The sequence below is a fragment of the Frigoribacterium sp. VKM Ac-2530 genome (genome assembly GCF_015350835.1).
GTDB lineage: Bacteria > Actinomycetota > Actinomycetes > Actinomycetales > Microbacteriaceae > Frigoribacterium.
This window is the reverse complement of sequence record NZ_JADKSE010000001.1, coordinates 732,709-745,267: the sequence shown is the minus strand read 5'-3', so window position 1 is coordinate 745,267 and position 12,559 is coordinate 732,709. Positions and strand designations below refer to the sequence as shown.

14 protein-coding genes and 1 tRNA gene are annotated in these 12,559 nt (G+C 74.7%); 5 read left to right on the top strand and 10 right to left on the bottom strand.

The window, feature by feature from the left end; all coding sequences use genetic code 11:
• Positions 1–36: 36 nt before the first annotated feature.
• From ITJ48_RS03395 to ITJ48_RS03385, 3 genes are read right to left on the bottom strand one after another with little or no spacing between them, the layout of a single operon-like run.
• Entirely contained in the window at positions 37–858 is an 822-nt protein-coding gene (locus tag ITJ48_RS03395; RefSeq protein WP_146900030.1) for an SDR family NAD(P)-dependent oxidoreductase, read from the bottom strand.
• Positions 855–1,211: a Fe-S oxidoreductase gene (locus ITJ48_RS03390; protein WP_194612397.1), complete on the bottom strand. Its 357-nt coding sequence runs from the start codon at positions 1,209–1,211 to the stop codon at positions 855–857. The genes ITJ48_RS03395 and ITJ48_RS03390 overlap by 4 nt, the downstream gene beginning before the upstream one ends.
• Positions 1,208–2,608: an NAD(P)/FAD-dependent oxidoreductase gene (locus ITJ48_RS03385; protein WP_194612396.1), complete on the bottom strand. Its 1,401-nt coding sequence runs from the start codon at positions 2,606–2,608 to the stop codon at positions 1,208–1,210. Before ITJ48_RS03385 ends, ITJ48_RS03390 begins: the two co-directional genes overlap by 4 nt.
• Positions 2,609–2,779: 171 nt before the next feature.
• Here ITJ48_RS03385 and ITJ48_RS03380 point away from each other — a divergent pair, with 171 nt between their 5' ends.
• Entirely contained in the window at positions 2,780–2,950 is a 171-nt protein-coding gene (locus tag ITJ48_RS03380; RefSeq protein WP_123546355.1) for a CsbD family protein, read from the top strand.
• A gap of 117 nt (positions 2,951–3,067) precedes the next feature.
• Here ITJ48_RS03380 and ITJ48_RS03375 read toward each other — a convergent pair whose 3' ends face one another.
• The 6 genes from ITJ48_RS03375 to ITJ48_RS03350 all read right to left on the bottom strand — a co-directional run bounded on the left by ITJ48_RS03375 (position 3,068) and on the right by ITJ48_RS03350 (position 9,268).
• Complete coding sequence (locus ITJ48_RS03375; protein ID WP_194612395.1) at positions 3,068–3,889, bottom strand: crotonase/enoyl-CoA hydratase family protein; 822 nt, start codon at positions 3,887–3,889, stop codon at positions 3,068–3,070.
• Positions 3,886–4,713, bottom strand: a complete 828-nt coding sequence (locus ITJ48_RS03370) for an arginase family protein (RefSeq protein WP_194612394.1) — start codon at positions 4,711–4,713, stop codon at positions 3,886–3,888. Before ITJ48_RS03370 ends, ITJ48_RS03375 begins: the two co-directional genes overlap by 4 nt.
• A 46-nt stretch (positions 4,714–4,759) precedes the next feature.
• Entirely contained in the window at positions 4,760–5,836 is a 1,077-nt protein-coding gene (locus tag ITJ48_RS03365) for a DUF418 domain-containing protein (RefSeq protein ID WP_194612393.1), read from the bottom strand.
• Positions 5,833–6,555 carry a PspA/IM30 family protein gene (locus tag ITJ48_RS03360; protein ID WP_194612392.1) on the bottom strand — a complete coding sequence of 241 codons (723 nt, stop codon included), beginning with the start codon at positions 6,553–6,555 and terminating at the stop codon, positions 5,833–5,835. Before ITJ48_RS03360 ends, ITJ48_RS03365 begins: the two co-directional genes overlap by 4 nt.
• A 130-nt stretch (positions 6,556–6,685) precedes the next feature.
• Positions 6,686–8,734 (bottom strand): TPM domain-containing protein, encoded by a 2,049-nt coding sequence (locus tag ITJ48_RS16530; protein ID WP_194612391.1) that lies wholly within the window; start codon positions 8,732–8,734, stop codon positions 6,686–6,688.
• 126 nt (positions 8,735–8,860) lie between these two features.
• Complete coding sequence (locus ITJ48_RS03350) at positions 8,861–9,268, bottom strand: hypothetical protein (protein WP_194613422.1); 408 nt, start codon at positions 9,266–9,268, stop codon at positions 8,861–8,863.
• Between the two features lie 82 nt (positions 9,269–9,350).
• Between ITJ48_RS03350 and ITJ48_RS03345 the strand changes: the two genes are divergently transcribed.
• Positions 9,351–10,244, top strand: coding sequence for a DMT family transporter (locus ITJ48_RS03345; RefSeq protein ID WP_370544756.1), 894 nt, complete (start codon positions 9,351–9,353; stop codon positions 10,242–10,244).
• A gap of 182 nt (positions 10,245–10,426) precedes the next feature.
• Positions 10,427–10,642: a hypothetical protein gene (locus ITJ48_RS03340; protein WP_192041912.1), complete on the top strand. Its 216-nt coding sequence runs from the start codon at positions 10,427–10,429 to the stop codon at positions 10,640–10,642.
• Between the two features lie 137 nt (positions 10,643–10,779).
• Here the strand turns inward: ITJ48_RS03340 and ITJ48_RS03335 are convergent.
• Positions 10,780–10,851, bottom strand: a tRNA-Arg gene (locus ITJ48_RS03335).
• A gap of 88 nt (positions 10,852–10,939) precedes the next feature.
• On the opposite strand from ITJ48_RS03335, the gene ITJ48_RS03330 reads away from it, so the two are divergent.
• Both ITJ48_RS03330 and ITJ48_RS03325 read left to right on the top strand, forming a co-directional pair.
• Positions 10,940–11,629, top strand: a complete 690-nt coding sequence (locus ITJ48_RS03330; protein WP_194612389.1) for a pyridoxal 5'-phosphate synthase — start codon at positions 10,940–10,942, stop codon at positions 11,627–11,629.
• A 94-nt stretch (positions 11,630–11,723) separates the two neighbouring features.
• Complete coding sequence (locus ITJ48_RS03325) at positions 11,724–12,509, top strand: gamma-glutamyl-gamma-aminobutyrate hydrolase family protein (protein WP_228506193.1); 786 nt, start codon at positions 11,724–11,726, stop codon at positions 12,507–12,509.
• The last annotated feature ends 50 nt before the right edge of the window (positions 12,510–12,559 follow it).

The following is a 12,559-nucleotide window of genomic DNA, read 5'->3' as shown; positions in this document are numbered from 1 at the left end:
CGGGGCGGCGTGGATGCCCGCCCCGGGCCGCGCCGCTCAGACCTGAGGGTCGACCCCGACGATCTCGCTCGTCCGGTCCCAGAGCGCCTCGGCCAGCAGGTCGTCCTGCGCGTGCCGGTGCAGCCGGCCGTGCGGCTTGAGCTGGTCGAAGTAGGTGCCGTTCTCGACGCTGACCGAACTCGGGCCCGACAGCTGGATCAGGGGCACGGCGCCCGCGTGGGCCGAGATGCCGTAGTTGCCGTTCGAGAGCACGTTCGCCATCCGCCACATCGGCGACGACGAGCCGAACGACGTCTTGACGATCCCGGGGTGGAACGAGAACGCCTCGAGGCCGGTGCGTCGGGCGAGCTCGCGGACGAACAGGATCGTCTCGATCTTGCTCGTGCCGTACTGGCGCCAGCCGCCGAGCCAGGGCCGCTTCGCCCAGTTCAGGTCGTCGAGCCGGACGCTGCCGAACAGGTTGGCCACGCTGGCCGTCGAGACGACCCGGCCCGAGCTCTCGAGCAGCCGGGGCAGCAGGAGGCGCGTCAGCAGGAACGGCGCCAGGTGGTTCGACTGCAGGATGCGCTCGTGCCCGTCGTGGCTGAGGCCTCGCTCGCTCACGAGGCCGCCCGCGTTGTTGGCCAGCACGTCGATGCGCGGGTACGCCTCGAGCAGCTCGTCCGCGAGGCGGCGCACGTCGTCGAGGCGGTCGTAGTCGGCCAGGAACGCCCGACCGCCGACCTGGTCGGCGACGGCGCGGGTGCGCTCGGCGTTGCGGCCGACCACGGCCACCTGCGCGCCTCCCGCCGCGAGCTCGATCGCCGCCTCCCGGCCGATGCCGCTGCTGGCTCCGGTGATGATCACGGTGCGGGTCATCGATAGCCGCCTTCCTCGAGGCCTGCCTCGATCTCGAACCTGTTCGTCAGCGGGTCGCTGCCGGCCAGGAAGTACAGGAACGGCATCAGCATGCCGTACTTCTGCCACTGCCTCACGTGGACGGCCTCGTGCTGCAGCACGCGGGGGCCGTCGTTGTCACGGGTCAGGTAGACCCGACCGACACAGGTGCCGCCGCGCTTGAACGCCCACCGGGGGAGGCCCCGGCAGACGATCAGGTCGCCGACGACGCGCACCCGGCCGACGCTGAGCGGCACGCCGATCGCGAGCCCGACGGCGGTCGCCCACGCGCAGCCGAGGCGCGAGACCGGCGAGTCGAGGAGGGGGTTCGTCACGGACGCCCGTAGGCGTCGAGCAGGCGCAGCCAGATCTCGCTCACCGTCGGGTAGGCGGGGACGGCGTGCCACAGGCGGTCGATCGGCACCTCGCCGACCACGGCGATCGTGGCGGCCTGGAGCAGCTCGGCGACGTCGGGCCCGACGAACGTCGCGCCGACGATGACCTTGCGGCCCTCGTCCACGACGATCCGGGCGTGCCCTTCGTAGTCGTCCGAGTGCAGGGCCGACCCGGCGACGCCGGCGAGGTCGTAGTCGACGACCTTCACGTCGATGCCCCGCTTCTCGGCGGCGTCCGCGGTGAGGCCGACGCTCGCGACCTCGGGGTCGGTGAACGTCACCTGGGGCACGGCGGCGTCGTCCGCGGTCGCGACGTGTGCACCCCACGGCTCGGTCTTCAGCTCACGGCCGAGTGCACGGGCCGCGATGACCTCGCCGGCGGCGCGGGCCTGGTACTTGCCCTGGTGCGTGAGCAGCGCGCGGTGGTTCACGTCGCCCACGCCGTAGAGCCAGTCGGTGCCGTGCACGAGCAGCGTGTCGTCGACCTGCAGCCAGTCGCCGGGCTCGATGCCGACGTTCTCGAGGCCGAGGTCGGACGTGCGCGGCACACGGCCGGTCGCGACGAGGATCTCGTCGGCGATCACGACGCTGCCGTCGTCGAGGGTGACCTCGACCGTGTCGTGCTCGGTGCGCAGCACGGAGGCAGGGGACGAGCCGACGCGCACGTCGACGCCCCGCTCGGTGAGGGTCTTGCCGACCAGCTCGCCGGCGAACGGCTCCTGGCCGCCCAGCAGGCCGCTGCGGGCGATGACCGTCACGGTCGAGCCGAGGCCCTGGTAAGCGGTGGCCATCTCGAGGGCCACGACGCCGCCTCCGACGATGACGAGGCTCTGGGGCACCGTCTGGGCGCTGGTGGCCTCGCGGCTCGTCCACGGACGCGCCTCGGCCAGGCCGGGGACGTCGGGCAGCAGGGCGGTGGAGCCGGTGGCCGCGACCACGGCGTGACGGGCGGTGTGCACGGTGCCGTCGACCGTCACCTCCTTGACGCCGGTGATGGTGGCGTGGCCGCGGAGCAGGGCGATGCCCGCGCCCTCGACCCAGTCGGCCTGCCCCGAGTCGTCCCAGCCGCTCGTGAACGAGTCGCGTCGGCGCAGCACCGCGGCGACGTCGACGTCGCCGGTCACGGCCTGGGCGGCGCCGCCCACGGCCTTCGCGGCCCGGATCACCGAGGTGGAGCGGAGCAGCGCCTTGGACGGCATGCAGGCCCAGTACGAGCACTCGCCGCCGATCAGCTCGGCCTCGACGAGGGCCACCTCCAGCCCGCTGCGGGTGGCGTAGTCCGCCACGTTCTCGCCGACCGCGCCGGCTCCGATCACGATGAGGTCATAAGTCGTCATGGGTCAGACCGTAGTCCCGGTGTCCTGTCGAGCGCCGGGGGAGCGCCCGGCACCTGCATGAACGATCGCTGTACGGATTCTGAGTACTCCGTGACAGGGGGGGACGTGGCGGGTCCCAGGGCGTACGGTGCTGGAAAAGGCGCAGACAGCGCCGTTAGCGAGGAGGTCACCATGGGACTCGACGACAAGATCAAGAACGCCGCTCAGGACATCGCCGGCAAGGCGAAGGAGGCCATCGGAGACCGCAAGGGCGACGACAGCCTCAAGGCCGAGGGTCAGAAGGACCAGGCCGGCGCGTCCGCCAAGAAGGTCGGCGAGGACGTCAAGGACGTCTTCAAGTAGGTCGATCCGCCTCGTTCTCGAGCCCGTCTCCCCTCAGGGGGAGGCGGGCTCCTGCGTGTCCGGGGCGTGCCACGTCCGTGCCCGCCGTCCGCGCCGGGGAGGGGAGCCGAGGAGGCGTCAGTCGCCCTCGTACTCCGCGGTCGTCCTCGAGAGGAACGCCTCCATGCCCCGGCGCGCGTCGCCGGTCCGCATCAGCCGCACGAGCTCCGACTGCAGCCGCGCCTCCGCGGCGGCGTCGCCCTCGCGCACCGCGAGCCGGGCGTTCGCCAGCGTCGCCTGCACGGCCAGGGGCGCCTGCGCAGCGATGCGGCGGGCGAGCTCGAGGCCGCGGGCGCGGGCCTCGCCCTCGGGGACGACCTCCTGCACGAGCCCGATGCGCCGCGCCTCCTCGGCGTCGAACAGATCGCCGGTGAGCATCCAGCGCATCGCGTCGCCCCAGCCGACCCGGCGGGGCAGGCGGATCGTGGCCCCGCCGAAGGGGAGGATCGCGCGGCTCACCTCGATCTGCCCGAAGCGGGTGCCGACCTCGGCCACGACGACGTCGCTCGCGAGGGCGAGCTCGACCCCGAGCGTGAGGCAGGTGCCCTGCACGGCGGCGACGACGGGCTTCGTGAGCTGACGCCCCTCGACCTGCCAGGGGTGCAGCCCGCCCTCGGGGACGACGTCGAGCCCGTCCTCGCCGACGGCCGGCGCGACGTCCCCGAGGTCGAGGCCCGCCGTGAAGTGCTCGCCGTGGCCGACGAGCAGGCCGACCCGCAGGTCGGGATCGCGGTCGAGCAGCCCGTAGGCGAGCGAGAGCTCGCGGAGCATCCGCAGGTCGGCCGCGTTCCGCTTCTCGGGGCGGTCGAGGCCGATGACGAGCACGTGACCGTCGCGCTCGACGGAGACGCGGGGCCGGTCGTCGCCCACCGCGCCGCCGCTCGCCGCGCCGTCGTTCATCGGGCCAGTGCCCCGACGACGCGGAGGATCGTGCCCATGTCGTCGGCCGCGGCTGCCGCGTCGACGGGGGCGAACGAGCACAGGCCCGCGCCGACGAGCGTGAAGCGCTCCTTGAGGGCGGTGATCGTGGCGATCAGGACGGCCGGGTCGAGGCCGAAGGGGACCGGCTCGAGCAGCCCGTCGAGCGTGCCGGGGTCCAGCACGTCGAGGTCGACGTGCACGTACACCTCGGTGGCACCGGTCGCGGCGACCGCCTCGACCACCTCCTCCGGGGTGAGGTCGAGCGACGACACCGTGCGCACGCGGCGGCTCTCGACCCAGGTGTCCTCGGCGTCGTCGTAGGTGCGGCTCCCGGCCAGGACGATCCGCCCCGGCTCGAGGCGCCTCGCGCCGGGGCCCGCCTCGAGGGCGCCGAGCTCGTCCGTGCCGTCGCCGGTGAGGGCCCGGAGGACCATCCCGCTGAAGGCGCCGCTCTCGCTGGTGCGCGGGCTGTGCAGGTCGGGGTGGGCGTCGAACCAGACGACGGCGGTGTCCGGGCCGAGCGCGTGCTGCACGGCGGCATACTCGACGCCGCAGTCGCCGCCCACGACGAGGGCGGGCGACGCCTCGGCCTCGAGCTCGCGACGGAGGGACGCGGCCACGGCCACGACCGACGAGAACCTGTGCACGCGGGTGCCGAGCGAGTCGCCGGCGCCGACCGGGACCTCGACCAGGGCGGTCGACTTCGCAGGCAGGTCGCCGAGCACGGCGTACGCGCCCTCGGCGAGCCGCATCGCCCTCGACGACGGAGAACCCTGCCACTGCGGGACCACGACGAACCTCATGCGCGTGAGTCTGGCACAGGGCGGTCCGCCGAGCGCCGGGTGGCGCTCATCCCCAGGGCCTGCTCACCCGGGCCACGACGCGCTCGAGCGGCCCTCGGCCGACGAAGCGGCGCCAGAGGACGGCCCAGGCGATCGTGAGGACGACGGCCGCGACCAACCAGCCGAGGGGCAGGCCGTACCGTCCGCCGTCGAGTCGGTAGAGCGTGAAGAGGGGAGCCGTCAGCACGAGGTGCGCCGAGTAGATGGTGAGCGGCTGGCTGCCGACGGCAGCGAGCGGCGAGAGGGCCGTGGCGACGGCTCGTCCGGCCGCCCAGGCCGGCCGGGTGGCGAGCAGCAACAGGCCGACGACGGCGAGGGCCGTGCCGCCCGAGCCCACGATCTCCGCCGGTGCGCCCTCGTGCGCGGCCGGGTCGAGGGCAGGCCACGAGGAGGCGCCCGGCAGCCACCGGGACCCGTAGCCGACGACCGCCGCCACGACGCCCCCGACCAGCAGGACGACCGCCGTGCGCGGCCGCCGCAGGTCGCTCCGCGCGGCGACGAGGCCGACCAGCAGGAACGGCAGCCACACGAGCGCCGGGTACGAGCCGACGAGCAGGGCGTCCTGGGCGAGCCCCACGACCCCTCCCGCGAGAGGGCTGCCGAGGGTCGTCACGGGCACCTGGTCGGCGAGCCACGGGGCGCCGACCGTGACGACCGCGGCCAGCGCGAGCAGGACCGGTCGCGGAGCGAAGAGGACGACGGCGAGCAGCGCGAACATCACGCCGTAGTACGGGAGGATGACGAGCACGTACTCGTTCCAGGCCTGCAGCACGAGGCCGAGCAGCACGAGGACCGCCGCCCGGATCAGCACGGAGCCGACGACCGGGGCGCGGCCGCCTCGGGGCGTGGGGCGTGCGCCGCCCGACGAGAGCCCCAGCGAGATGCCCGCGAGGGTGGCGAACAGGATCGCCGACCGGCCGTCGAAGACCCGCTCGTCGAGCTCGGCCCGCGGCCACATGTGCGCGGCGAACATGCCGAACACCGCCAGCCCCCGCGCGACGTCGACGGCGACGACGCGGGACGCCCCGCCGCCCGGCCGGCGCACGGCGGGAGGCGGGGCGAGGGAGCCGGAGGCGGTGGTCACGCGTCGAGGGCACCCAGCTTCAGGGCGGCGAGGCGTGCGTCGACCTCGGTCTGCTGGTCGAGGTCCTCGAGGCCCTCGAACTGCGCGTCGAGGCTGGACGCGGCGAGCTCCTGCTGGCCGAGCACCTTGGCCTCCTCGCGTCGGACCTTGTCCTCGAAGCGGCCGATCTCGCTCGTGGGGTCGAGGACGTCCATGCTGCCGAGGGCGTCGGCGACCTGCGACTGGGCCGCCGCGGTCTTCGAGCGGGCGACCAGCTCGTTGCGCTTCGAGTCGAGCTGGTCCAGCTTCGACCGCATCCCGGTGAGCCCGGCCTTCAGCTTGTCGACGACGACGGTCTGGGAGGCGATCGTCGGCTCGGCGTCCTTCGCCTCCTTCTCGGACGAGATCTGCTTGCCGAGGGCGACCTTGGCGAGCGCGTCGAACTTGTCGGCGTCGGCGGCGTTGCCGGCGGTGCGGAGCTGGTCCGCCTTGTTGCTCGCCGCCAGGGCCTTCCGCTCCCAGTCGGCGGCCGCGGCGACGTCCTCCGCGTGGTCCTGCTCGAGCAGCCGGAGGTTGCCGATCGTCTGCGCCACGGCCGACTCGGCCTCGGCGATGCTGTTGGTGTAGTCGCGCACCATCTGGTCGAGCATCAGGGCAGGGTCCTCCGCCTGGTCGAGCAGGGCGTTGATGTTGGCGCGGGTCAGCTGTGCGATCCGGCCGAAGATGGACTGCTTCGCCATGGTGGTGTCCTCTCGTGGGTGGTGCGTCGGTCCCGCCGGGCGGCGCCCGGCGGGGAGTCTCGTCGTTGTCGTTGTCGTTGTCGTTGTCGTCGTTGTCTGGGTCGTCGTCCGGGGCGGGAGTCGGACCGGGTCAGAAGCGCCCGCCGCCCGAGCGACGTCCGCCGCCGCCCCCGCCCCCGCCGCCTCCGCCGAAGCCGCCGCCGCCGCCGAAGCCGCCGCCCCCTCCGCTGCGCCCGCCGAAGCCGCCGAGGCCTCCGAGCCCGCCGCTGCCGAAGCCGCCGCCGCGTCCGCCGCCTCCGCCGCCGAGCAGCCCGCCGAGGACGATCCCGGTGACGATGCCGCTCAGGTCGGCCCCGCCGCCTCGTCCCCCACCGCCGCCGAACGGCACGCCCTGCTGGTAGGACGAGACCTCGGCCTGTGCCTCCGACGCGGCCGTGCCGGCGAGCTGGACGGCGAGGTGCGCCTCGCCGAGGGCGCGATCGCGGTCGGAGGTCGCGAGCGAGACGGACGTCGCGAGGTGCCTCTCGGCCTCGGAGAGACGGGTGCGCGGCTGCGGGCCGACCGCGCCGCGTCGGGTCTCGATGAAGTCGCGGGCGGCGCTGATCTGGCTCCGGGCGGTGAGGAGCGCCTGGTCGAGCGCGGCCTGGGCCCTGCGGTCCTTCTCGACGGCGTCGCGGAGGGCGACGAGGGCGGCGTCGATGCGGACGTTCGCGGTGTCGAGGCCGGTCAGCACGGCGAGGGGGTCGTCGGTCTGCGTCTCGCCCAGGGCGACGGCCGCGCGGGCCGCGGCGACGGCGCCGGCGACGTCGACCCCCTCGGGCACCCGGTCGTCGGGGAGCGACTCGGCCGTCGCGACGTCGCGTCGGAGGTCGGCCGAGAGCGCGGCGATCGTCGTGCCCGCGGTGCGCAGGGCCTCGGCCGCCTTGTCGACCGAGCCGACGAGCTGGTCGACCTGGCCGAGCGACTGTCGTGCCGCCCGCACGGACCCCACGGCGTCGCCGGTGTCGCCCCGACCGATCGCCGCGGTCGCCGTGGTGGCGGACTCGTCCGCGAAGTCGAGGAGGCGGTCGGCCTGGTCCGGCGCGTCGGCGACCATCGCCACGGCCCGGGCCGAGTACGTCTGCTGGAGCTGCGTCAGGAGCGCCCGGGCACGCTGCACGTTCTCGCGCCGGCCGGCGACCTCCCCGGGCAGCGCGGCCGCGTCGCGGGGAGCGCGCTCCTCGTCGGCACGGAGGGCGTCGAAGGCCGCCGACTGCTCGTCGAGCGACCGTCCGGCCTCGTCACAGAGCTGGACGATGCGCTCGGTCCACTCGCGACGCTGCTCGGGCGAGTCGGGCACGGAGTCGTCCAGCCGCTGCTGCAGCTCGAAGGCCTCCCGCGCCTGCTCCCTCGCCGCGGTCAGCGCCGCGGCGAACGGGGCGACGGCCTCGTCGCCGAACTGGGCCGCGGCGAAGCCGACCTCCTGTGCGCCGGCGGTCAGCTCGTCGTCGAGGGCGACGAGCAGGGCGGCTGCGCGGCGATCGAGCTGGGCCTGCGCCTCCTCGGCGGAGCGGAAGGCGCGTCGGCGTGCACGGCCACGGACGACGGCGAAGACGACGGCGCCGATCGCGGCGAGGACGACGAGCCCGACGAGCGCCCAGAGCAGCCAGGAGAGATCGGGGCCGGCGGCGTCCTGCCGGATGCCGTCCGCGAGGGCCACGGCCGCCCCTGCCCAGTCCGAGTCCCGCAGCTCGGGCTCGAGGACGTCCGACTGGAGGGACTCCTGCTGGCCGGCGGTGATCGTCGAGCTCGAGGAGACGGAGAGGTCGTAGACCCGGTCGTCGACCGCGACGCTGAGGAGGACGTCGTCCGTGCCGAGCTGGTTGCGCTCCGCCGTGGCGACGCCCCAGGCAGCGCTGTCGGCGGGGGACTCGAAGGAGTCGACGTAGACGACGAACAGGTCGATCCCGGCATCGGCGGAGAGCTGGTCGAGGCTGTCGGTCACCTGCGAGACCTCGGCCGTCGAGAGGACGCCCGCGTCGTCGAGCACGTAGGCGCCGTCGAGGTCGACGGGCGACGACGCCGCGGCCGGCGTCGCGCCGAGGCCGATCGCCCCCACGGCGAGCAGTGCGGCCACGCCGGTGGTGACGGCCCTCCGCACCCCTCGTCGGTCTCGTCGACCCTTCGCGCTGACGGTCACGGTTCTCCCCTCGTCCCGGTGGCTGGAGTCTAGCCACGGGCCCACGGACGGGGGCCGGGCGGGGTGCTCAGGGGGAGGGAGCGGAGCCGTGCCCGACCTGGGGAGGGAGCTCGGCCGGGCGGGAGCTCAGCCGACGAAGAGCAGGACGATCGAGGCGAGGGCGCAGAGGGCGCCGACGCCGATCAGGATCCAGCCCACCGTGCGGAGGGCGCGGCCGTCCTCGTGCGGCGGGTCGAGCCGGGGCCGGGTGGGCCGCCACGGGTCGTAGTGCACCGCGAGCTCGGTCTCGACCGGGGTGTCGACGGGGTGGTCGTCGAACTCCGTCTCGTGCAGCTCGCCCGAGGAGTCCATCCACCTCGCGGTGGCCGCGTGCGCCCAGTCGGGCGCGGGGATGACGACGGCGACGGTCTGCTCCCAGCGGCGCGAGCGCGAGCGCATGACGGTGCCCGCGAGCAGGAAGGGCGTGCCCACGACGAACCCGAACCAGCCGAAGAGCTCCACGACGGGGGAGATCACGGTGAGGGCGTCGGACACCCCTCGATCGTACTGTGGCCGGGCCGCGTGGTCCTGCCGCCCTAGACTCGTCCCGCCCGACGACCCCGGAGACCTGCCGACCGTGACCCGCCCCGCCGCCCTCGAGCGCGTGCCCGCCCCGCTGCTCGCCGTCGCGGCCATCGTCTCGGTGCAGTTCGGCGCCGCCCTGGCCCGCACCCACTTCGACGCCCTCGGCCCCCTCGGCGCGGCGGCGCTCCGCCTCGGCTTCGGCGCCCTCGTCCTGCTGCTCGTGTTCCGGCCGCGCGTCCGCGGCTGGTCGCGCCGCACCTGGCTCGGCGTCGTCCTGCTCGGCGTGGCCCTCGCCGGGATGAACCTGCTGATCTACCTGGCCATCGACGTGGTGCCCCTCGGCGTCGCGGTCACGCTCGAGTTCCTCGGCCCGCTCACCGTCGCCCTCGTGCAGACCCGCCGGTTCGTCGACGCGGCCTGGGCCGTCCTCGCGCTGGCGGGGGTCGTCGTGCTCGGCCTCGACTCGAGCGGGGCCACCCCGATCCTCGGCGTCCTGCTGGCACTCGGGGCGGGCGCTTTCTGGGCGGGCTACATCGTCGCCAACGCCAGCCTCGGGCGGGGCGACGACTCGCTCGGCGGCCTCGCGGTCGCGATGACGGTCGCCGCGGTGATCGTGGTGCCGCTGGGGGCCGGGGACGCGGCCTCGGCCGTCTCGGTCGACCCGAGCCTCCTGCTGGTGTTCCTCGTCGTCGCGGTGCTCACGAGCGCCCTCCCGTACTCGCTCGAGATGGTGGCCCTGCGGCGGCTGCCGACGCGGGTCTTCGGCGTCCTGTCGAGCCTCGGCCCGGCGACGGCCGCGCTCGCGGGCCTCGTCGTGCTCGGCCAGGCCCTGGGGGCGCGCGAGCTCGTGGCCCTCGCCCTCGTGACGGCCGCGAGCGTCGGCGTCACGGCCACCGCGCGCCGTCCTCGTCGCGACGGTCCGCTCGTGGAGCCGCCGCCCACCTGACTCCGTACCCTGCCGTACCCCCGCCGCACCCGTTCGGCCGACGGGTGAGGGGCGGGCGGTCCTGGACTGCCGGGGAGGGGTCGTGGCCGCCTGTACCCCGTTCACGGGGCTGCGCGGGGGCTTCGCGGGGTACTCTCCGGAGACCGGCCTGACCCGAGGCCGGCTGACCTGAGGAGGACATCATGGGTGCTGTTCTTGAGAGGACGTCGCGAGCGGAGGTCGTGCCCCTGGGCGACGGCTTCCACCGGGTGTCCACCCCCACCGCCGGCGTGATCGGCTTCGTGCACGAGACCGAGGGCCGCTTCGAGGTCCTCCGCGGCCGCGTCCGCTCGGCGACCCGTGCCGAGGGCGCCTACCGCACGCTCGACGTCGCCGTCATCGCGCTGACGTACAGCTGAGCCGCGACGAGCGGTCGACCGCCGGCAACGGAGCCGGGGGCCGACCGCCCGCCACCGCGACAGCCCGCCGACACGACGAAGGCCCCGCATCAGCGGGGCCTTCGTCGTTCCCGGCCCGCAGGCCGAGGTGGTGCACGTGCCCCCAGAAGGATTCGAACCTTCGCCCCTGCCTCCGGAGGGCAGTGCTCTATCCCCTGAGCTATGGGGGCCAGGGACGTCGACAAGGCTAGCAGCGATTGCACGCGGTCACGGACGTGGTCGACGGACGCGACGACCGGACGGGAGCAGGCTGGGCCCGTGACCCCTCCCGACTCCGCGCCCGGCGCCTCCTCGTCCTCGTCCTCCTTCCGCGACCGCGTGAGGGGGGCGGCATCGCCGAGCCCCGACGTCCGCGAGCTCGTTCTCTCGTCGACGCCTGCCGACCCGGTCGCGCTGTTCCTCGAGTGGCTCGACGCCGCGGTCGCCGCCGGTGTCGTCCAGCCGCACGCGTTCACGCTGTCGACGGCCTCGACGGCGTCGGGCCCCACGGCCCGCACGCTCCTGCTCAAGGACGTCGACGACGCCTTCTGGTTCACCTCGTCGGCCCTGAGCCCGAAGGGGCGGCAGATCGCCGAGGACGAGCGCGTCGCGCTCACCTTCTTCTGGGCGGCGAAGGGGCAGCAGGTCCGCGTCACGGGCTCGGCGGTCGCCGGGCCCCGCGACGTGGCGGAGCAGGACTTCCGCCACCGGCACCCCGACTCGCGTGCCGTCGCCGTCGCCGTGCCGCAGAGCACGGAGATCGACGACGTGCGCGCGGCCGACGAGGCGCTCGACCGTGCCCGCGCCGAGGTGGAGGCCGACGACGACCTCGTGCCCGACGACTGGACCGCGTACCGCGTCCTGCCGGTGTCGGTCGAGTTCTGGCAGGCCACGACGGGCCGCGACCAGGTGCGCGTGCGGTACGACCGGGTCGGCGACGACTGGCGCCGCGCCTCCCTCTGGCCCTGAGGCAGCGACCAGTTCTGCCGTCGGGCCGACACCGGCGACGTAACGTCGCGACACACGGCTGGTCTGGGCCGCCACCGCCGACGACCATGGAGCCATGACCTCCTCCCTCGTCCGCCCCGGGTCCGCTGCCGTCGTCGCCGCGCGCCCGATGCTGGCCGTGGTCGAGGTGACGGCGCACCGGCCCCACGCTCCGCGGTACCACGCGTACGTCCAGACGCTGAACGAGCGCATCGTCGAGGACGCGATCGCGCTCGGCTGGGACGCCCGGCGTTGCGCCGCGGGCGACCTCGGCGCCGCCGAGCTCCTCCGTGCCACCGACGGCGCCTCCGCGATCGTGATCGCCGGGGGAGAGGACCTCGACCCGGTCGCCTGGGGCGGACGCCGCGGCTACGAGGGAGAGGGTCGGCACGACGAGGAGGCGGACGCCGGCCAGATCGCCCTCGTGCGTCGTGCGCTCGTCCGGTCGACCCCCCTGCTCGGCATCTGCCGCGGGCACCAGGTGATCGACGTGGCGCTCGGCGGCACCCTCGTGCCGCACCTCGACGACGCCGACGGCGCCCACCGGGGCTCGGGAACGGTCGAGAGCCTCATGGTCGACCACGACGTCGAGCTCGCCCCCGGCAGCCGCGTCGCGGCGGCGCTCGGCATCACCACGGCCCGTGTCCGCAGCGCGCACCACCAGGCCGTCGACCGGGTCGGCGAGGGCCTGCAGGTCGTCGCCCGCACCGCCGACGGCGGGGTCGAGGCCGTGGAGCACGAGACCGCGCCGATCACGGGCGTGCAGTGGCACCCGGAAGACCGGGGCGCCGACCGGACGCAGCTGCCGCTCCTCCTGTCCCTGCTGGCGGCCCAGGCCGCCGAGGTGTCCCGCGCCGCCTGACCGCCGCCTCCCGCGCGCCGTCCCGACGACCGCGGCTCGTCCGGTGGTCG

What these genes read in the sequence shown, in the direction of transcription:
- ITJ48_RS03340 (WP_192041912.1), top strand. Translation starts at nt 10,427, where the DNA reads ATGGGTGCTGTTCTTGAGAGGACGTCGCGAGCGGAGGTCGTGCCCCTG.
- ITJ48_RS03395 (WP_146900030.1), bottom strand. Translation starts at nt 858, where the DNA reads ATGACCCGCACCGTGATCATCACCGGAGCCAGCAGCGGCATCGGCCGG.
- ITJ48_RS03370 (WP_194612394.1), bottom strand. Translation starts at nt 4,713, where the DNA reads ATGAGGTTCGTCGTGGTCCCGCAGTGGCAGGGTTCTCCGTCGTCGAGG.
- ITJ48_RS03360 (WP_194612392.1), bottom strand. Translation starts at nt 6,555, where the DNA reads ATGGCGAAGCAGTCCATCTTCGGCCGGATCGCACAGCTGACCCGCGCC.
- ITJ48_RS03385 (WP_194612396.1), bottom strand. Translation starts at nt 2,608, where the DNA reads ATGACGACTTATGACCTCATCGTGATCGGAGCCGGCGCGGTCGGCGAG.
- ITJ48_RS03375 (WP_194612395.1), bottom strand. Translation starts at nt 3,889, where the DNA reads ATGAACGACGGCGCGGCGAGCGGCGGCGCGGTGGGCGACGACCGGCCC.
- ITJ48_RS03380 (WP_123546355.1), top strand. Translation starts at nt 2,780, where the DNA reads ATGGGACTCGACGACAAGATCAAGAACGCCGCTCAGGACATCGCCGGC.
- ITJ48_RS03325 (WP_228506193.1), top strand. Translation starts at nt 11,724, where the DNA reads ATGACCTCCTCCCTCGTCCGCCCCGGGTCCGCTGCCGTCGTCGCCGCG.